The organism is Pseudoglutamicibacter albus (assembly GCF_031458175.1).
GTDB lineage: Bacteria > Actinomycetota > Actinomycetes > Actinomycetales > Micrococcaceae > Pseudoglutamicibacter > Pseudoglutamicibacter albus.
Genome location: NZ_JAVDXX010000001.1, coordinates 840,386 through 858,266 on the forward strand (window position 1 = coordinate 840,386; position 17,881 = coordinate 858,266).

Annotated in this window: 18 protein-coding genes; 12 read left to right on the forward strand and 6 right to left on the reverse strand. The window is 58.9% G+C overall.

Features of this window, described 5'->3' with window-relative positions; all coding sequences use genetic code 11:
* Positions 1 to 5: 5 nt before the first annotated feature.
* From J2S67_RS03690 to J2S67_RS03715, 6 genes are all read left to right on the forward strand, one after another.
* Entirely contained in the window at positions 6 to 377 is a 372-nt protein-coding gene (locus J2S67_RS03690) for a hypothetical protein (protein WP_141739766.1), read from the forward strand.
* A gap of 212 nt (positions 378 to 589) precedes the next feature.
* On the forward strand, positions 590 to 862 hold the full coding sequence (tatA, locus tag J2S67_RS03695) for a Sec-independent protein translocase subunit TatA (protein WP_310246434.1): 273 nt from the start codon (positions 590 to 592) through the stop codon (positions 860 to 862).
* A gap of 10 nt (positions 863 to 872) precedes the next feature.
* On the forward strand, positions 873 to 1,694 hold the full coding sequence (tatC, locus tag J2S67_RS03700; protein ID WP_232219253.1) for a twin-arginine translocase subunit TatC: 822 nt from the start codon (positions 873 to 875) through the stop codon (positions 1,692 to 1,694).
* Positions 1,695 to 1,766: 72 nt separating this feature from the next.
* Positions 1,767 to 4,769 (forward strand): DEAD/DEAH box helicase, encoded by a 3,003-nt coding sequence (locus tag J2S67_RS03705; protein WP_310246438.1) that lies wholly within the window; start codon positions 1,767 to 1,769, stop codon positions 4,767 to 4,769.
* Positions 4,762 to 6,447 carry an amidohydrolase gene (locus J2S67_RS03710; protein ID WP_070492102.1) on the forward strand — a complete coding sequence of 562 codons (1,686 nt, stop codon included), beginning with the start codon at positions 4,762 to 4,764 and terminating at the stop codon, positions 6,445 to 6,447. Before J2S67_RS03705 ends, J2S67_RS03710 begins: the two co-directional genes overlap by 8 nt.
* 82 nt (positions 6,448 to 6,529) lie before the next feature.
* Entirely contained in the window at positions 6,530 to 7,264 is a 735-nt protein-coding gene (locus J2S67_RS03715; RefSeq protein ID WP_310246441.1) for a polyprenol monophosphomannose synthase, read from the forward strand.
* A gap of 116 nt (positions 7,265 to 7,380) precedes the next feature.
* Here the strand turns inward: J2S67_RS03715 and J2S67_RS03720 are convergent, their stop codons facing one another.
* The 5 genes from J2S67_RS03720 to J2S67_RS03740 form a co-directional block, all read right to left on the reverse strand.
* Positions 7,381 to 7,728, reverse strand: coding sequence for an RNA polymerase-binding protein RbpA (locus tag J2S67_RS03720; RefSeq protein ID WP_035755262.1), 348 nt, complete (start codon positions 7,726 to 7,728; stop codon positions 7,381 to 7,383).
* A 122-nt stretch (positions 7,729 to 7,850) separates the two neighbouring features.
* Positions 7,851 to 8,825 carry an SPFH domain-containing protein gene (locus tag J2S67_RS03725; RefSeq protein ID WP_035755260.1) on the reverse strand — a complete coding sequence of 325 codons (975 nt, stop codon included), beginning with the start codon at positions 8,823 to 8,825 and terminating at the stop codon, positions 7,851 to 7,853.
* Between the two features lie 3 nt (positions 8,826 to 8,828).
* The gene (locus J2S67_RS03730; RefSeq protein WP_035755257.1) at positions 8,829 to 9,290 is read right to left on the reverse strand and encodes an NfeD family protein; all 462 of its coding nucleotides are present in this window, start codon (positions 9,288 to 9,290) and stop codon (positions 8,829 to 8,831) included.
* A 111-nt stretch (positions 9,291 to 9,401) separates the two neighbouring features.
* The gene (locus J2S67_RS03735; RefSeq protein WP_310246451.1) at positions 9,402 to 10,373 is read right to left on the reverse strand and encodes a methyltransferase domain-containing protein; all 972 of its coding nucleotides are present in this window, start codon (positions 10,371 to 10,373) and stop codon (positions 9,402 to 9,404) included.
* Between the two features lie 50 nt (positions 10,374 to 10,423).
* On the reverse strand, positions 10,424 to 11,077 hold the full coding sequence (locus J2S67_RS03740) for a peptide deformylase (RefSeq protein WP_310246454.1): 654 nt from the start codon (positions 11,075 to 11,077) through the stop codon (positions 10,424 to 10,426).
* Positions 11,078 to 11,247: 170 nt separating this feature from the next.
* Here J2S67_RS03740 and J2S67_RS03745 point away from each other — a divergent pair, with 170 nt between their 5' ends.
* Together J2S67_RS03745 and J2S67_RS03750 are read left to right on the forward strand one after the other, a co-directional pair.
* Positions 11,248 to 11,613, forward strand: coding sequence for a DUF3054 domain-containing protein (locus J2S67_RS03745; RefSeq protein WP_052048320.1), 366 nt, complete (start codon positions 11,248 to 11,250; stop codon positions 11,611 to 11,613).
* A 136-nt stretch (positions 11,614 to 11,749) separates the two neighbouring features.
* Positions 11,750 to 12,031, forward strand: coding sequence for an Lrp/AsnC family transcriptional regulator (locus tag J2S67_RS03750; RefSeq protein ID WP_070492119.1), 282 nt, complete (start codon positions 11,750 to 11,752; stop codon positions 12,029 to 12,031).
* 78 nt (positions 12,032 to 12,109) lie between these two features.
* Here J2S67_RS03750 and trpD read toward each other — a convergent pair whose 3' ends face one another.
* Entirely contained in the window at positions 12,110 to 13,153 is a 1,044-nt protein-coding gene (gene trpD / locus J2S67_RS03755) for an anthranilate phosphoribosyltransferase (RefSeq protein ID WP_035755379.1), read from the reverse strand.
* A gap of 231 nt (positions 13,154 to 13,384) precedes the next feature.
* Here trpD and ctaE point away from each other — a divergent pair, with 231 nt between their 5' ends.
* From ctaE to qcrB, 4 genes are all read left to right on the forward strand, one after another.
* A complete protein-coding gene (gene ctaE, locus J2S67_RS03760) occupies positions 13,385 to 14,035 on the forward strand; it encodes an aa3-type cytochrome oxidase subunit III (RefSeq protein ID WP_035755248.1) in 651 nt (216 codons plus the stop codon).
* A 58-nt stretch (positions 14,036 to 14,093) separates the two neighbouring features.
* A complete protein-coding gene (gene qcrC / locus J2S67_RS03765) occupies positions 14,094 to 14,894 on the forward strand; it encodes a cytochrome bc1 complex diheme cytochrome c subunit (protein WP_035755245.1) in 801 nt (266 codons plus the stop codon).
* Between the two features lie 82 nt (positions 14,895 to 14,976).
* Positions 14,977 to 16,032: a cytochrome bc1 complex Rieske iron-sulfur subunit gene (qcrA, locus tag J2S67_RS03770; RefSeq protein ID WP_035755244.1), complete on the forward strand. Its 1,056-nt coding sequence runs from the start codon at positions 14,977 to 14,979 to the stop codon at positions 16,030 to 16,032.
* Positions 16,033 to 16,037: 5 nt separating this feature from the next.
* Complete coding sequence (gene qcrB / locus J2S67_RS03775) at positions 16,038 to 17,705, forward strand: cytochrome bc1 complex cytochrome b subunit (protein WP_310246460.1); 1,668 nt, start codon at positions 16,038 to 16,040, stop codon at positions 17,703 to 17,705.
* Positions 17,706 to 17,881 lie beyond the last annotated feature (176 nt).

Below are 17,881 nucleotides of genomic sequence, written 5' to 3' on the forward strand. Positions count from 1 at the left end.
GGTTCATGTGGACCTTGTTATGGCTCGCACTTTCCCTGGGGCTGATCGCGATGCTCGCCTGGGGCGCCCTGCACTTGTGGCGTAAAGTGCGTGCTTCGCTCGTGGATGTGTCTCAAGCAAGTGAGAAGATCGCCGATGCGTTACAGACTGACGCTGAACCGGTCGCCTCGCTGAGCGCGGAAGGCCGCCACGGAACGCCCGTCGGCTGGGACGCCACCTTTGCTGACCCCGCCGTGGTGCGCGCGGCTCGAGCCAACCAACGCGATCAGCGCGTTGAAGCGCGCCGGAAGCGCCGCATCGACATGCTGTGGGCCACAGGACGGCCACGCCGTTGGGAAGACATCCATGACGTTGATGAGGACACCGCAGTCCGCTAACGCCAACGATGCCGGCTATGCCCAGGCACAACGGCGAAACCTCAAGCCACACTCCGCTAAGCCTGAGTGCCGACGTCTCGGAACCGCGGGCGTCTCGCAACCGCGGACGTTGCTCACCTGCCTGGGTAGACCCCTGCACTAGAATAAGAGAAGTTAGATGACAGCCCAGCTATGGCGGGTTGTCTTACCGAACGCTTGAAGGAGCATCACGTATGCATGCGCCGTCACCCATCGCCTGGGCGATCATCATCGTCGTCATTCTTGTGCTGTTCGCGTTGCCCAAGTTGCCGACCATCGCACGCAGCCTGGGTGAATCGACCCGCATCTTCAAATCCGAGATGCGTCAGATGAAAAAGGACGAAGAAGCGGCCAAGGCTTCCGAGAAGGATGGCAAGGCGGAATCCAGCTCGGCTGAGAACCAGCCCAAAGAGCCTCTCGAAGGCCGCATCGTAGACACCCCGCAGGCTCGGGAAGAGAACAAGTAATCCTTCAGTGGTGTCGAGCACTCGGCGGAAGAACACCGGCGGGCACATGCCCTTAAAGCGGCACTTTAAAGAGTTCCGCAACCGGCTCATTGTTTGCGTTATCACGCTACTGGTCACGTCCATCGTTGGCTTTTTCCTGTATAAGCCAGTCATGGCGTTCATGATCGAGCTCGTTTCCGATCTTGGTGGAACCATCAACTTCGGTTCGGCGATCGCCCCGCTCGATGTCATGATCAGGGTCGCCCTGTGGATCGGTATGGTCTTGGCGGCACCGATGTTCATCTGGCAGATCTGGGCGTTCATCGTCCCTGGCCTGTTACGGAAGGAAAAGCGCCTCACGGTTTCCTTCATGGCGGCGGCGATCCCGCTGTTTCTGATGGGTGTGGCGCTCGGCATCTATGTGATCCCGCATGCGCTCCGGTTCTTCCTCTCGCTAACCCCTGACCAGGCGGACAACATCATCCCGGTCATGGACTTCTTGCCGTTCGTGACCCGCCTGACTCTCGCGTTCGGGATTGCGATGGTTCTGCCGGTCGGGATGGTTGGGCTCAACTTGGTGGGGATTTTGCCTGCTAAGTCGATTCTGAAGCATTGGCGGATCACGGTGTTTCTGATCACCGTGTTCTCAGCTGTGGCCGCACCCGGTGGTGACGCGTTGAGCATGTTCTTCATCGCCGGTCCCATGCTGGTGCTGTTCATCGCGGCCACACTGTTCTGTTGGATCCTGGACCGGCGGCGGGCCAAACGCGAGGCCAAGAACCGCGAAGCGGCACCAACCGAGGTCGAGGCCGCTCGGGCTGTATCGGCGCCCAAAGGAAGTGATGAGCTTTAGACGACACCGCGGAAACCCGCCCACCGCGTCAACCGACCCCAGCAGGAGTCAAGAAAGCATCGAGGACAAGACGTGTCATCTGAAGTAGAGGGACTCAGCCCCGCCGAGCGCTTCCAAGCAGCAGCAGCCAGGCAACGCCGTAACCGGAACGAGGTCGGCCGGTTCACGTCGCAATTCTCGTTCGTTTTGGATGAGTTCCAGCTCACGGCTTGTGACGCGCTTGAAGCCGGGCGCGATGTCCTGGTTGCCGCTCCGACAGGCGCCGGTAAGACCATCGTAGGTGAGTTCGCGGTGCACTTGGCGCTGGCCCGCGGCACTAAGGCGTTCTATACGACCCCGATCAAGGCGTTGTCGAACCAGAAGTTCTCTGACTTCGCCCACACGTATGGCGCCCATAACGTCGGGTTGCTGACGGGGGACACGAGCATCAACTCTGAGGCCCCGGTAGTTGTGATGACCACCGAGGTTCTCAGGAACATGCTGTATGCGGGCTCCACAACCCTCGAGGGACTTGAATATGTGGTCATGGACGAGGTCCACTACCTGGCGGATAAAGACCGGGGCGCGGTGTGGGAAGAGGTTATTCTGCATTTGCCGCAACGGGTCCAGGTGGTTTCGCTTTCGGCTACGGTTTCCAACGCTGAAGAGTTCGGCGGGTGGCTGAACTCAGTGCGCGGGGCCACCGATGTGGTGGTGACCGAGCACAGGCCTGTCCCGCTCAGTCAGCATGTTCTGGTGGGCAAGCAGCTGGTGGATCTGTTCGCTGAAGATGTTTCCTTCGAGGAGACCGCCGGTGTTGACCAACTGGTGAATCCGCACCTGCTGCGGCTTGCTCAGCAGCAAAACTCCCGTGGCGGTTTGAGGGATTGGCGCGCGCCACGAGGTAGCCGTTCACATGGTCGAAATGAGCGCGAGCGGCGTGGCCGCAACCGTCGTGGCGGGCGTGGCCGTCAAGGCGGGCGCGCTAAGCGTTCTAAAGAGTTCAAGGAAGATGCGCGGCGTTATAGCCGTGGGGAAAGCTACTCGGCGCACCGTGCTGAGGGGAGCGCTCATGCTCGCATTGGGCATGAACAGCATGAAGAACATCACCTCGTTCCGGCAAAGGCCCAACGGTCTGACGTGGTGATGACGCTGAAGAAAGCGCACCTGTTGCCAGCGATCGTGTTCATTTTCTCGCGGAAGCAATGCGATCTCGCTGTCCAGCAGTGCATCAACGCGGGTCTGAGGCTTACGGACCAACACGAACAGAGGATCATCCGTGCCGAGCTGGATGAAGTAGCGCAGAATCTGCCTGCCGAAGACCTCGATGTGCTCGGCTATTGGCAGCTACGTGAGGGCTTGCTGCGAGGCATTGCCGCGCATCACGCCGGCATGGTTCCAGTGTTTAAGGAAGCCGTGGAGCGCCTGTTCGTGCGCGGGGTGGTCAAGGTCGTTTACGCGACGGAAACCCTCGCTCTGGGTATCAACATGCCCGCACGTTCAGTGGTGTTGGAGAAGCTCGATAAGTTCAACGGCGAAACACATGTCCCGATCACCCCGGGGGAATACACCCAGCTCACCGGACGGGCCGGGCGCCGCGGAATCGATGTTGAAGGGCACGCGGTAGTGACGTGGCATCGAGGGATGGAGCCGGGCGAGGTTGCCGGGCTTGCCTCGAAGCGCACGTATCCACTGAATTCAAGTTTCCGCCCAACCTACAACATGAGCCTCAACCTGGTTCGCCGGTTGGGGGCTCCGAAAGCGCGTGAAGTCCTTGAACGGTCTTTCGCTCAATACCAGGCCGATGCTTCTGTTGTGGGGCTTGCCCGCCAGCTGGATTCGCGTGAAGAATCCCTCGATGGCTACGCGGAAGCCATGCAGTGTCACTTGGGTGATTTCAAGGAATACGCGCAACTTCGTGCCGAGCTTTCTGCCGCCGAGAAAGCGGCTTCCTCGGGACGTAACCGTGCCCGCAAGAGCGCTATCGAGATGTCGCTGGAATCGCTAGTTCGCGGCGACATCGTTGAGGTGGGCGGCCGGCGCGGGCTTGGCGTTGTTGTCGTGACCCAACCCAGCCCGTCCTTGCGCGACCCGCGTCCGTTCGTGGTCACGATGGAAGGGGCGAGCCGCCGCCTGAGCGTCAATGACCTCGACGCTCCGATTGAGGTTGTGGCGCGGGTCAAGGTCCCTAAGTCTTTCAAGGGAGCTTCCCCTAAGGAACGCATCGAGTTGGCCCGCCGGGCACGTAACGCAGCGGCCAACAGGTCGCCCAAGCACCGCCCGCGGACTGTAGGGTTCACGTTCCCGGGTCAGCAGGACGCGAACGAACGCATCGAAGAACTGCGTGCCAAGCTCAAAGACCACCCGTGCCACCAGTGCCCTGACCGTGAACAGCATGCGCGTTGGGCCGAGCGCTATCAGCGCCTCAAAAGAGAAACAGACCGCCTCCACGGAGAGATTCAGGCACGCACCAACTCGATCGCGCGAACCTTCGACCGTGTTCTGCACGTCTTGGAGGAGGTCGGCTACGTCAAGGGACGCGGCCAAGATGCGCGGGTCACTGACGCGGGCACTGTGATGCTGCGGATGTACGGCGAGCGCGATCTGTTGACGTGCCTGGTAGCTAATACGGGGTTGTTCTCTGGTCTTTCCCCGGCGGCGATGGCCGCGGCTGCGACGATGTTCGTGTTCATGCCTAAACGGGATGCGGATGTGGTTCCGCACGTGTGGCCTACCGGTGTTCGCCCGATCTGGGATGAAGCCGTGAGCATCGCTGAGGAGCTTTCTCACTTGGAGAAGAAGCACCACATCGAGCCGACGCCCGCCCCGGATTGTTCGCTTGTCCAGCCGATGCACAGTTGGGCGACGGGCGAGGACCTTGCTGATGCGCTTTTTGCGTCCCCGATTGAGGCCGGCGATTTTGTACGTTGGGCTAAGCAGACCATCGACTTTTTAGGTCAGGTTGCTAGCAACGAGGCGATCGCCCCGGATGTGTGTGCGAGTGCGGCGGCTGCGGCGGATCTGATCTCGCGAGGCATCGTGGAGGCCTCCTCGGTGGTCGAGGAAGCGTTAGAAGAAAAGGAGACGCATGACTAAGCCAGTCATGTATGTGGGCGCTGCGATTTATGCGCCGGAGGATCCGTTCGCCACTGCAATGTTGGTTGAGGACGGAACGATCGCGTGGATGGGTACCCACGCTGCCGCGAAGACGATCATCTCTGATGCCATGACGGTCGTTGATGTTGAAGGCGCACTCATCGCGCCGGCTTTCGTGGACTCTCACGCTCATATCACTGAGACCGGCAGGCATCTTTCGACTCTGCAGCTGGATCATGTGCGCTCCAAGACTGAGTTTCTGGATGAATTGTCCCGCTACGCGGCCGGCTTGGGCGAGAAACAGCGTGTTTTGGCGTCCGGTTGGGATGAGACGCTGTGGGATGAGGCGGCTTGTGAAGGTGACGCTGGAGTAGCGGACGGGGCAGCTTTGCCGACCGTAGCGGAACTGGACCGTGCGGTGGGGTCCCGCCCGGCCTATATTCTGCGTCGAGACTTGCACACGGCTCTGGCCTCGAGTGCGGCACTCACCGCGGCTGGCCTGGACGTTCCATCGGGTGAGCTTGATGGTGCGTGGATGAGTGAACAAGAGCATCATGCGTTGCGAGACTGGGCGCTCACAGCTAGCGATGATGAACTGCGTGATTGGCAACGGAGAGCTTTGAGCAGTTTCGCTCAGACGGGGCATGCGCTGGTGACGGAGATGGCGGCACCGCACGTTTCGGGCGGGCGTGACCTCGAGGTTCTTCTGGCAACGTGCGAACAAGAGGCTCGGGCTTTCCCTTCGGTGGATGCGTTCTGGGCGCAGCTTGTCGAGACTGAAGAGCAGGCGCGCGAGCTCGTGGCGTCTTTCAGCTCCAACAGCCGTTACAGGCGTTTAGCTGGCATCGGCGGGGATTTGTCGATGGATGGTTCGATTGGCGCCTATACCGCGGCGCTTCGCCAGGATTATGCGGACGCGCCGGGGGAGAAGGGGCAGTTGCTGCTAACCCCTCGGCAGGTAGCGGCGCACGTGATCGCGTGCGTTACCGCGGGCGTCTCGACAGGCTTCCACGCGATCGGCGATGCGGCGCTGGACGCGCTCCTGGAAGGGTATCGGCTCGCCGCTGATGTGGTGGGTGCCCGTGCGATCCGGCAGCAACGGCACCGCATCGAACATGCTGAAATGCTGGATGCTGCACACATTGAGACGATGCTGGACTACGGCCTCACCGCGAGTGTTCAGCCGCGCTTCGATGAGTTGTGGGGTCATACAGGCGACATGTATGAGGCCCGCCTAGGCGTCGAGCGGGCTGGCGGTATGAACCCGTTCGGTTCGCTCTCTGCGGCGGGGGTTCCGCTCGTGTTCGGCTCGGATGCCCCGGTGACCCAGGCTCATCCGTGGAAGGCGATTCGTGCGGCGATGCATCACCACGATGCGCAACAGACTCTGCCTGCACGCGCGGGATTCCTCGCTCATACGCGCGCCGGCTACCGCGCCTTGAATAGTCCTGACCCTACGGCGGGTGTCTTGCGTTGGGGAGCTTCAGCGACGTTTGCGATCTGGGAACCGAGCGAGCTCGTGGTCGGTTCTGCTGATCAGTCGCGAACCAGTTTCTCAACGGATGCGCGGGCACGGACCCCGATGCTTCCGGACCTTGACGGTGAGAAGCTGCCGGAGTGCTGGGCGACGCTGCGGCATGGCGAAATTTTATGGGACGCTCAAGGTTTGCACCCATAATGGTGTGGGCCGCTGCGCAGTCAGTGCTGTGCAACGGTCGCCTAAGCGTGGATGAGGATTGTGAAAGGTTAGACTAAACACTGTGCGTGTATTGACTATCATCCCTACATACAACGAGATTGAGACGCTCGAAAGCATCGTTAAGCGTGTTCGTGCCGCGGTTCCACACGTGGACGTTTTGATCGCCGATGACAACTCTCCTGACGGTACCGGCAAGCTCGCTGACGAGATCGCCGAGCACGATGAGAAGGTTTTCGTTCTGCACCGTCCGGGTAAGCAGGGCTTGGGTGCCGCATACCTCGCTGGTTTCGGGTGGGGTAAAGAGCGCGGCTATGACGTCTTGGTGGAGATGGACGCTGACGGCTCGCATCAGCCAGAGCAGTTGCCTCGCTTGCTGCGTGCGATCGAACGCGGCGCGGATGCCGTGATTGGTTCCCGTTGGGTTCCTGGGGGCGAGGTCAAGAACTGGCCGGCGTCCCGCAAGCTGCTTTCGAAGGCCGGATCGTTCGTCTCCCGCTTCTTCTTGGGCCTGAACTTGAAAGACATCACGGCTGGCTTGCGCGCATATAGGGTGGAGATTCTCACGGATGAGCTGCTCGGCTCGATTGAGTCTGTCGGCTACGGTTTCCAGATCGACATGACCTTCCAGATAGCACTGGCTGGACACAAGATTGTTGAGGTTCCCGTGACCTTCATCGACCGTGAGCTGGGCGAATCGAAGATGAGCGGCAACATCATCGTCGAAGCGTTGCTCAACGTTGTTCGATGGGGCCTGAAGGCTCGGGCGAAAAAGCTCGTTAGCTTGTTCAAGGGCTAAGCGTAAATCTGCTGAGCAACCCAACATACACGGTGAGGGGCGGTACCGATGTTCTCGGTACCGCCCCTCACCGTGTATGTACTCGGCCTTCTAGCGTTCAGCCGGTCGGGTGAGCCTTATTTCTTCGGCTTTTCTCCGCGGGCCTCACGCAACTGGTTCAAGCGGTCTTTGAGGATAACTTCGAGTTCGTCGAAAGAGCGACGCTCCAGCAGCATGTCCCAGTGGGTTCGAACCGGTTTTTCCTTGGTTGGTTCCTCTTCGCCACCGTCAATCCGCTTAGCCTTCTTGCCGGTCTTGGTGTACCAAACGGTCGGGACGTCGGCTTCGAGGGCGAAAACGACATCCATGCGTTCGCCGTCTTCAGTCTCGTAGGTTACGGTCTGACGAGCTGCAGGCTCGACACCTGCCTCAGACTCCATCGACTGAGATCCAAGACGCATACCGCGTAGGCTGCGATCGCTCACACATTCTCCTCAGTGTTTGCTTGTCGTTGTTTAATTCCAGTGAAAAATGATTCGCAGGGTGCAACAACGATGCCGGCGGAATTATTCCCGCACATCATGGTGCACCCTGCGAGCCAGGCAGGTTAGTTCTTCGCGTCCGTTCCAGCCGTCCCGCTGGCTTCGGAGGAATCCGAGGCGAAAGCGCTACCGAATGAAGCGCCAGGGCTGCCGAAGGCGTTGCCGAGGCCCTTCATTGCATCAGTGACATCGGTCGGGATGAACCAGAGCTTATTCGATTCACCTTCGGCGATCTTTGGTAGCTGCTGCAGGTACTGGTACGCCAGCAGCTTAGGAGAGGCGTCAGCTGTGTGGACCGCTTCGAAGACGTTGCGGATCGCTTCAGCTTCACCTTGTGCACGCAAAACAGCGGCCTTCGCTTCACCCTCAGCCTTGAGGATCTGAGCCTGGCGTTCACCCTCAGCAGTCAGAATCTGGGACTGCTTGACGCCTTCTGCGGTGAGGATCGCGGCACGGCGGTCACGTTCAGCACGCATCTGCTTTTCCATCGAGTCCTGGATGGACATCGGCGGATCAATCGCCTTGAGCTCAACGCGGGATACGCGGATACCCCAGCGGCCGGTCGCCTCATCGAGAACACCGCGCAGCTGACCGTTGATGCGGTCACGCGAAGTCAGGGCTTCTTCAAGGTTCATGCCGCCGACCACGTTACGTAGCGTCGTGGTGGTCAGCTGCTCAACGGCGCGAATATAGTTCGCGATCTCGTAGGTGGCATCCTTCGCGTTAGTGACTTGGTAGTAGACAACGGTGTCAATGTTGACCACGAGGTTATCTTCGGTAATCACCGGCTGCGGCGGGAAGGTCTGAACCTGTTCACGCAAGTCGATGACCGGGCCGAGACGGTCGATGAACGGCACCACCAGGGTCAGGCCCGCTTTCGCGGTGCGGTGGTAACGGCCCAAACGTTCAACGATGCGTTCACGAGCCTGCGGGATGATGTGGATGGACTTGACTAAAACGATGAGCGCAATCACCACAACCACGAGCGCCACAACGAGCGCCGGGGAGAGGAACGGCTCCGAGGAGTCTACTGATGACATAGGTTAGCTTTCGTGTGTCCGGACAGGGGAGATGTAGGCGGTTGCACCCTGGATGCTGTCAATCGTGACGTATTCACCTGGTGCGATGCCTTGAGCAAGATTGGTGCGGGCGCTCCATTCGTCGCCTTCAACGCGGATGAGCCCGGTCTGCTTAGTGACTCGTTCAAGGACGAGGGCTTCACTGTTGATGAGCCGGGAAACGTTGGAGCGGGCGTCTGTGGTTCGTTTGCGCAACATCCGCATCGCGAAGGGCCGCAACGTTGTCATCAGGATCAAAGAAACCACACTGAACACGATGAGCTGCAACCAAAATTCAGCGTCGGCCAGCGATGTGAGGGTAGCGGCGAGGGCCCCACCTGCGAGCATCGCGAACCATAAATCGAGCGAGAGCATCTCGATTCCGAGCATGACGAGCATCACGATGAGCCAAAACGCCCAACCGTTTTCCATGATCCAATGCATCATGACCCTATCTTCGCATGAGTTAGGGAATTAGTGGATTTCACTGGTCTCATGGCTGCTGGTTCGCTGGGGACGCTCACTGTTTGAGCAGAATGATCAGTTTGAAAAGAATGTTCACTGTTTCTTGAAGGCGCTGATCATGACGTTGCATGTGACCTGCAAGGCTGAATGGGTCTGGGCCGTTTCGGGAACGTGCCTGTCCCATTCGCTTTCGACGCGCGCACGGATCTCATCGCGGCTGTGATGATGCCCGGCTGGACCCATGTGCGCTAGAGCCGATACCGCCTGAGGCTCTAGCAGCATCGTTTCTTTGAGGCTGTGTTCGCCCACAAGACGGAAACCGTGGCGAGCGGCATCAGCGAGCAGGTATTCCTGTTTTCCTTCTTGGATCGCTAAGAGGCCTGCGAGATCGCGTATCTCAGCCAGATGCTCAGGTAGGGGAGTCACCACGATCAGCGCGCCGGATGGTTTGAGTGCTCGGTCGAATTCCTCCCAGTTGCGAGGAGCAAATACATTGAGGATTGCATCGGCTGAATGTGTGGGGATAGGCCAAGTGCGCCACACATCCCACACGAGGGCCAAAACATTGTCGATGTGCGCGGCACGCTGCGCTGCGGCGGGAGAAATGTCGAACCCGATGCCGCGTGCGCCAGCGCCCAGCCCGGCGATTGCGTGGGCGAGGTAATAGCCTGTGCCGCATCCGGCATCGAGCACAAGGGGAGCGGAGCAATGATCCGCTCTCTCTTTCGTATCGCTTGTGTGGTCAAGGCTGGCGTGCTTTGTTATGGCCTCCCGGATGGTGCGCGCGATCGGTTCGTAGTGCCCCGCTTCAAGGAACTGAATGCGTGAGGCCACCATGTCGCGGCTATCCGGTGTGAACGAGGTGCCGCGGCCGGTCAGTAGATTGATGTGTCCTTGGCGGGCGGCATCGAAGCGGTGGCCTGAAGCACACGATGCGGTAGCTGGCTTCCTATTGCCCTTGTACTCGATGGTCAATGGCGAGGGCTCGATGCCACATACAGGGCAGGTCAAGGTCCACGAAAATCCGTGTGAATCTTGAGGGGCGACCTCTTTTGTATCATGCATTGTTATGCTAGTGTTGTTGTCAGCAGGGGAGAGGTGCGGTGAAGGGCGACTCAAAACTGCAACGCCTCGCGGACTTCATGAGGTGTCGGCTCGGCCCACAGCCCCGCGTAGTTCTCATCGGTGCAGATGCTGCGGATATGGGCTTTGTCGATATAGATGATGCCGGCCAAGTGGTCGGTCTCATGCTGGAAGATGCGAGCCTGCCAACCTGAAAGATCGCGGATGTGTAGATTCCCGTCAAGGTCTTGCCATGTTGCGCGGATGTCAGCAGGGCGCTCGACTGCAGCCGTATAGCCTGGCATCGAAAGGCAACCCTCGTAATGCGTAGCCGTTCGATCGCCGATCGGTTCATAGGACGGATTGAGTACCACCATGAGCTCGAGCTTTTCCCGTTCGCGTGCCTCGGCGAAGCTAGCCGGTATTTCGTAGAGATCCTCGAGAACCGCCAAGCGAAGATTCGCGCCGACCTGGGGTGCGGCAACGCCGACGCCCGGCGCGTCGTGCATTGTGGCGACCATGCGTTCAACGAGTTCGCGTAACTCAGGCGTATCAGATCCATCCCAGTCATCGCAGACCTGACGCAAGACAGGGTCGCCAACATGCACAAGCGGCAGAGGCTCTGAAGAAAACGGCGCGCGTTCTGGGGCGTCAGCTTGGGGCTCGTTGGAGTGGGTGCTGGAGTGATTGTTTGACTCAGAGGACATGTGCATCATTATCGCACTGGGAAATGGTTCACGATGGGCTGTATGGACTGGATGGACTGTATTGCGGCGTCGTCGCGGCACCTATATAAAGCGCCGATAATCTACATTATGTCAAGTAATGTTGTGGTGCCCACGCCCCACCGGGCTCTGCCCGGCATAGACTGATGTGTATGCAACGTTTCGTGTGGATCCTGTGGCTCATCGTCGATCTCGCCCTCATGCTTGTCTTCGCAACCACAGGGCGTAGCTCTCATAATGAAGAACTCAGCGCCGGCGGGATCTTCCAGGTCGCGTGGCCGTTCATGGTTGCGGTCCTGATCGCATTCGCAGTGACCCGCGGATGGCAAACCTACTGGAAGATCTGGCCGCACGGTTTCATCTATTGGGCGTTGGTCGTCGTGATTGGCGTTCTGCTACGGATCGTCGGCGGAGCCACTGCAGCCCTGCCGTTCATTCTCGTGACAGCCGGTGTGCTGTTCCTGTTCTTGATTGGCCGCCGCATGATCAGCGGCCTCTTCATGCGCCACCGCGTCTGAACACCATAGGTGTGCCACTTCAGTGTTCATGTTTGTCTAAAAATGTATGGGCATATAGGTTGTGTGACTCCCCCGCGCGTACAGTGGTCTGCGAGTCCTAGATGCCCTGTATAAGTTGCCACGTATAAGGAGAGTCATGATTACCGCTTTTGTGATGATCGATGTTGAGGCCGAACGGATCCCGGAGACCGCCCAGGAGATTTCAGAGCTCGATGGCGTGGCTGAGGTGTACTCGGTTGCTGGCGGTGAATGGGACCTCATCGCTATCGTGCGTGTCATGAATCACGAAGACCTCGCTGAGGTTATCCCAAACCATCTCAATAAGGTCGAAGGTGTGGTCTCCACGACCACCAACATCGCGTTCCGAGCCTTCTCTCAACACGATCTTGAGGCAGCGTTCTCGCTGGGCCTCGAATAATAGATCCCTATATACGCGTGAGGCGTACCTAGTCTGGCCAACAGCTAGGTACGCCTCACGCGTTTAAGGATTTCCTCTTTATGCCTCTTGTGTCGCGGCAACCCAGGCTTCGAGAACCCTCTGAGCGGCACCCGAATCAATCGATTGCTCGGCTACTGCGTACTTCGCGGCAATTCGGTCCTTGAAAGAGCCTGAGGCTTCCTTGTCAAAGGCGACCAACGCAGCGGCTGCGTTGAGCAGGACCGCATCCCTGATAGGCCCCTTCTCCCCCGCCAAAACGTCGCGAACCACCTGTGCGTTGTGTTCGGCGTCAGCTCCGCGCAGATCATCCAAGGTAGCTCGTGGAACACCGATGTCTTGAGCATCGAATTCAAACGTTGCAACCTCGCCGTCACGGACCTCCCATACTTTGTTTGAAGTGGTGGTCGTGAACTCGTCAAGGCCATCCTCGCCACGGAAAACCAGGCCACGCTTGCCTCGCTTGGCAAGAACGCCAGCCATGATCGGAGCCATCGGGGCGATCGCGCAACCAATGACCGAAGCGCTCGGGTCAGACGGGTTAGTGAGAGGACCCATGAAGTTGAAAGCCGTAGGCACCCCTAGCTGTGCGCGTGCTGGAGCCGCGAACCGCATCGAGGGGTGAAAAACTTGCGCGAAACAGAACGTGAGGCCAGCCTTTTCAAGAACCGGGAGCAAATGCTCAGGTTGAACATCCAGCCGGACGCCAAGCGCCCCGATCACGTCAGCTGAGCCCGACGAGCTGGACGCTGCACGGTTACCGTGCTTCACTACACGCGCGCCAGCGCCCGCGCACACAAGCGAGGCCATCGTAGAAATGTTGACGGTGTTCTGGCGGTCGCCGCCAGTGCCGACGATGTCGAGGGTCTCCCCCTCCACGTTGAGCGGTCGGGCCGCGGCGACCATCGAATCCACAAGCCCAGTGAACTCATCGACAGTCTCCCCCTTGGTGCGCAACGCGATGAGGAAGCCGGCAACCTGCGCATCGGTTGCAGATCCCTGCATAATCTCACGCATCGCCCACGCTGCTTGGCTTGTCGTGATGTCACGCCCCTCCATAAGAGGCGCGAGGATCTGGGGCCAGGTAAAAACTTCACTAGTCATCGTCACGTGGCCAGGTTACAAGGTCGAAGCGAAATAATCGGTGAACGTGACGCTAAGCACGTAACTCTTTTCCTCACACAGAACTCGGATTCTCTGAGACGGACACCGCCTTGCCTGGTTGTTTGTTTCGTAACCACGAGAACCCCGAGAGCAAGCGGTTAATAGGGGATGTACGACACCAGAGGCGGCGTGCCGTTGGGCAAAACGGGTCGAAATAGGGATAATGGGTCTGTGACCACTGCGACTTCATCACTCAGCAAGCAGGGGCAGGCCATTCCTCGCCGCCCCAACATGGTGGCCGTCGGAACCATCGTTTGGTTGTCGTCCGAACTGATGTTCTTCGCGGCTCTATTCGCCATGTATTTCTCCCTCAAGGCCACAAGGCCAGACGTCTGGGCAGCGGATACCCAGCATTTGGCCTTCCCTCTTGCCTTGATCAACTCGACGATCCTTGTGCTTTCGTCCTTCACCTGCCAGATCGGCGTGAACAAGGTCGAAGCGCACGGTAAGCCTGCGGTTCCGCGGCGTACCGGCGGCATCTTCGAGATCGGCAAGTGGGGGCTGGCGGAATGGTTCATCCTCTCGTTCCTGATGGGTGCCATCTTCGTTGCCGTCCAGGCCTTCGAATACACCGAATTGGTACAGGCAGGCGTGACGTTCTCGTCCTCGGCCTTCGGTTCCGCATTCTTCATCACCACAGGCTTCCACGGCCTGCACGTGATCGGCGGTCTGATTGCCTTCCTGATCGTCATTGGACGTACCTACATGGCACGCAACTTCGGTGCCCATGAAGCGTCCTCTGCCATGGTCGTCTCCTACTACTGGCACTTCGTCGACGTAGTGTGGGTGGCCCTGTTCATCATCATTTACATCCTGAAGTAGTCAACGGCTCCCACCGTCATCACTTCATTGCCCATAAACCCGAATTGAGGATCCGCACGTGAAGGCTTTGTCCCAGCGCCGGCGCTCCCCGCTAGCACTCCTCGCCCTGCTTGTGCTCGGCTTGGTTGTGACTGGTGGCGTATATACAGTTGCCGGTTCCGTAACTTCCGCCAATGCTGAAGCTCAGGCAACCGCCGAGGGCGACGTAGAAAACGGCAGCAAGCTTTTCTCCGCCAACTGCGCAACCTGCCACGGTGCTAACGCTGAAGGCTCCCCTGCTGGCCCAAGCCTGATTGGTGTTGGCGCTGCATCGGTTGACTTCCAGGTCGGTACCGGCCGCATGCCTATGCAGATGCAGGGCCCACAGGCTCAGATCAAACCGAAGCAGTTCTCCGAGCAGCAGACCGCTGACCTTGCGGCATATGTTGCATCGCTTGGTGCAGGACCAGCTGTCCCATCCAAGGAGACCCTGGATCACTCCAACCTGACTCCAGAAGAGATCGCTGACGGCGGCACGATCTTCCGCGTTAACTGCGCTATGTGCCACAACGCCGGTGCATCTGGTGGTGCTCTGACCCGTGGTAAGTTCGCGCCAACCATTCACGGTGTTTCTGAAAAGCACATCTATGAGGCCATGGTCACTGGTCCTCAGAACATGCCAGTCTTCAACGACACCAACCTGCCACCTGACCAGAAGCGCCAGGTTCTCGGCTACCTCAAGATGCTTGAGAACGAGGGCAACCCAGGCGGCTTCCCGCTCGGTGGTTTGGGTCCGGTGGCTGAAGGTCTGTTCATCTGGACTGCAGGTCTCGCCCTGATCATTTCGTTCACCATCTGGATCACGTCGCGTCGCGCCTAATGATCCACGTGCTCCCCAACTAATGTTGGGGACGCATCATGTCATCTCCACTTGCACATCTAAGAGAAGGTAGTAAGCCACTATGAGCGACGAACGTCACGGCAACCCGCACACGTCGGGTGCCGTCGATCCGGTCGGTCAGGGGGGAACTCCTAAGGAGTTCCAGAACCCCGGTCTACCGCCGCACACCCCGCGTATCACCGACGTAGATCCGAAGGCCGAGAAGCGCGCTTCTCGTCAAGTCTTCGTCTTGTTCCTGATCTCCATCTTGGGAACAATCCTGTTCTTCTTCGGTTACTTCGGAGTCGGCCACACCGGCATCGAAATCGGCACCAAGCTGCGCTTGCAGAACACGCTGATCGGTCTGGGTACCGCATTCGCGATGCTCGGTATCGGTCTTGGCGTCATCCACTGGGCTAAGTCCCTGATGCCAGACCATGAAGTTGTTGAAGAGCGCCACGAGATCGCTCCTGAGGCTGGCCGAGCTGAAGCTCAGCAGATGATCGAGGAGATCATCGAAGAGTCCGGCATGAGCCGCCGTAAGGTCCTCACCGGCACGCTCATCGGCGCAGCTGCTATCGCGCCGCTTCCAGCAATCTTCATGTTCCGCGACCTTGATCGCACCAAGAAGACCGCGAACCAGATGGTTGACTCTCTGCGTCACACTATGTGGCACGAAGGCGTCCGCCTCGTTCGTGACCCTTCAGGTCTGCCGATTAAGGCATCCGATATCCAGATCGGTTCTGCAGTGCACGTTATTCCTGAGGGCCTCAACGAGCTCAAGGAAGACAAGCTCAACGAGAAAGCCAAGGCTGTTGTGCTTGTCATGCGCCTGTCTGAAGACCGGATGCACATCTCCCCTGGTCGTGAAGACTGGCATGTCAACGGCATCGTTGCATACTCCAAGATTTGCACCCACGTTGGTTGCCCTATCGCACTGTACGAGCAGCACACGCACCACCTGCTGTGCCCATGCCACCAGTCGACGTTCGACCTCACGCAGGAGTGCAAGGTTGTCTTCGGCCCAGCGTCGCACGCTCTGCCGCAGCTTCCAATCACCGTTGACGACGAAGGCTTCCTTGTTGCGCGTAGCGACTTCCAGGAGCCTGTTGGCCCGAGCTACTGGGAGCGTGGTTGATCACTATGACTAATACGGTCACTGAATACGAGGCAAAGACCAAAACTGGTCGTATTGCCAACTTTGTGAACACCCGCACGGGCGCTCAGTCGCTCGTCAAGGAGTTCGGCCGCAAGGTCTTCCCTGACCACTGGTCGTTCATGTTCGGTGAGGTAGCCCTCTACTCGTTCGTGATCCTCCTTCTGTCCGGTACGTTCCTGACGCTCTTCTTCGATCCGTCGATGACGCACGTCACTTACGATGGCTCCTACCCTGGTCTCCAGGGAATCGGAATGTCCGCTGCCTACCACACCGCGTTGGACCTTTCCTTCGATGTGCGTGGCGGCCTGTTCATGCGTCAGCTACACCACTGGTCTGCACTGCTGTTTGTAGCAGCGATGTCCGTGCACATGTTGCGCGTGTTCTTCACCGGCGCGTTCCGCCGTCCACGTGAACTCAACTGGGTTGTCGGTTGCGTCCTGTTGATCCTTGGTCTCGCAGCTGGCTTCACCGGCTACTCGCTACCAGACGATCTGCTTTCCGGTAACGGTCTGCGCATTATCGATGGCGTTATCAAGGCCATCCCGATCGTTGGCACGTACATCTCGATGTTCCTGTTCGGCGGCGAGTTCCCAGGCGAGCACATTATTCCTCGCCTCTACGTGCTCCACATCCTCGTGGTTCCAGCGATGATCCTCGCGATGATTGTCGTCCACTTGATGATGGTCGTCGTTCACAAGCACACCCAGTACCCTGGCCCGGGCCGCACCAACAACAACGTGGTCGGCTACCCGGTTGGTCCTGTCTACGCAGCTAAGGCTGGCGGCTTCTTCTTCGTCGTCTTCGGTGCCTTGGCATTCATCTCGGGTGTCTTCCAGATCAACGCGATCTGGCACTACGGCCCATACGACCCATCGCCGGTCTCCGCGGGTACTCAGCCTGACTGGTACATCGGTTGGGTTGACGGCGCGTTGCGTCTCATGCCAGGTATGCTCGGCGACTTCTCGTTCGAGCGCGTCGTATCGCTCCCATGGGGTGACAACACGTTCGCATTCGCAGTGCTCTTGCCAGCGCTTGGCCCGGCTCTGTTCCTGTTCGCGCTGATGTTCGGCTGGCCATGGATCGAACGCTGGATCACCAAGGATAACCGCGAGCACCACATCCTCGACCGTCCACGTAACGCTCCGTTCCGTACGGCCGTTGGTGTTGCAGGTGTGATCTTCTACTGCGTCATGTGGGCTGCAGCGTCCTCTGACCTCGTAGCAACGCACTTCAAGGTTTCGCTCAACGATGTCACCTACTGGTTGCGTGTCCTGTTCTTCCTGGGCCCAATCCTCGGCTTCATCATTACCCGCCGAATCTGCATCGCGCTTCAGCGTAAGGACCGCGAGACCGTCCTGCACGGTAGCGAATCCGGCATCGTTCTGATGAGCCCAGACGGTGGTTTCCACGAGAAGCACAACGAGCTCAGCGAATACGACCGTTGGCGCTTGGTCTCCTACAACTCCCCTGCCTACATCCCGGCCCAGCCGGATGAAGACGGCAAGATCTCCAAGAAGGAGCGCCGCCGCGCCAAGTGGGCCAAGTTCTTCCTCGAGGACCGTGTTGCACCGGTCACCCCGGCAGAACTCGAAGCAGCTCACGAACACCACGATGAGATCGAAGGATCTGATCACCGTTCGGTAGAGAAGTAAGCTTCACTCCACACAACAGCTGAGGGTGGGTTCGAAACGAAAGTTTCGGACCCACCCTTTTGCGTTACCCGGGTTCTTTCGACAGCATCCTTGTAGCCAACAGCCACGCTCAACTGGTGTGTATAATTCATAGCCATGAACAAGTGATCTCCACCCCGCTTCTAACGGCAGCAGTC

Excerpts from the sequence above, each read along its gene's own strand:
- J2S67_RS03710 (WP_070492102.1), top strand. The coding sequence starts at position 4,762 with ATGACTAAGCCAGTCATGTATGTGGGCGCTGCGATTTATGCGCCGGAG.
- J2S67_RS03725 (WP_035755260.1), bottom strand. The coding sequence starts at position 8,825 with ATGTCATCAGTAGACTCCTCGGAGCCGTTCCTCTCCCCGGCGCTCGTT.
- J2S67_RS03745 (WP_052048320.1), top strand. The coding sequence starts at position 11,248 with ATGCAACGTTTCGTGTGGATCCTGTGGCTCATCGTCGATCTCGCCCTC.
- J2S67_RS03740 (WP_310246454.1), bottom strand. The coding sequence starts at position 11,077 with ATGTCCTCTGAGTCAAACAATCACTCCAGCACCCACTCCAACGAGCCC.
- trpD (WP_035755379.1), bottom strand. The coding sequence starts at position 13,153 with ATGACTAGTGAAGTTTTTACCTGGCCCCAGATCCTCGCGCCTCTTATG.
- qcrA (WP_035755244.1), top strand. The coding sequence starts at position 14,977 with ATGAGCGACGAACGTCACGGCAACCCGCACACGTCGGGTGCCGTCGAT.
- J2S67_RS03690 (WP_141739766.1), top strand. The coding sequence starts at position 6 with ATGTGGACCTTGTTATGGCTCGCACTTTCCCTGGGGCTGATCGCGATG.
- tatA (WP_310246434.1), top strand. The coding sequence starts at position 590 with ATGCATGCGCCGTCACCCATCGCCTGGGCGATCATCATCGTCGTCATT.
- J2S67_RS03730 (WP_035755257.1), bottom strand. The coding sequence starts at position 9,290 with ATGATGCATTGGATCATGGAAAACGGTTGGGCGTTTTGGCTCATCGTG.
- J2S67_RS03750 (WP_070492119.1), top strand. The coding sequence starts at position 11,750 with ATGATTACCGCTTTTGTGATGATCGATGTTGAGGCCGAACGGATCCCG.
- qcrB (WP_310246460.1), top strand. The coding sequence starts at position 16,038 with ATGACTAATACGGTCACTGAATACGAGGCAAAGACCAAAACTGGTCGT.
- J2S67_RS03735 (WP_310246451.1), bottom strand. The coding sequence starts at position 10,373 with ATGCATGATACAAAAGAGGTCGCCCCTCAAGATTCACACGGATTTTCG.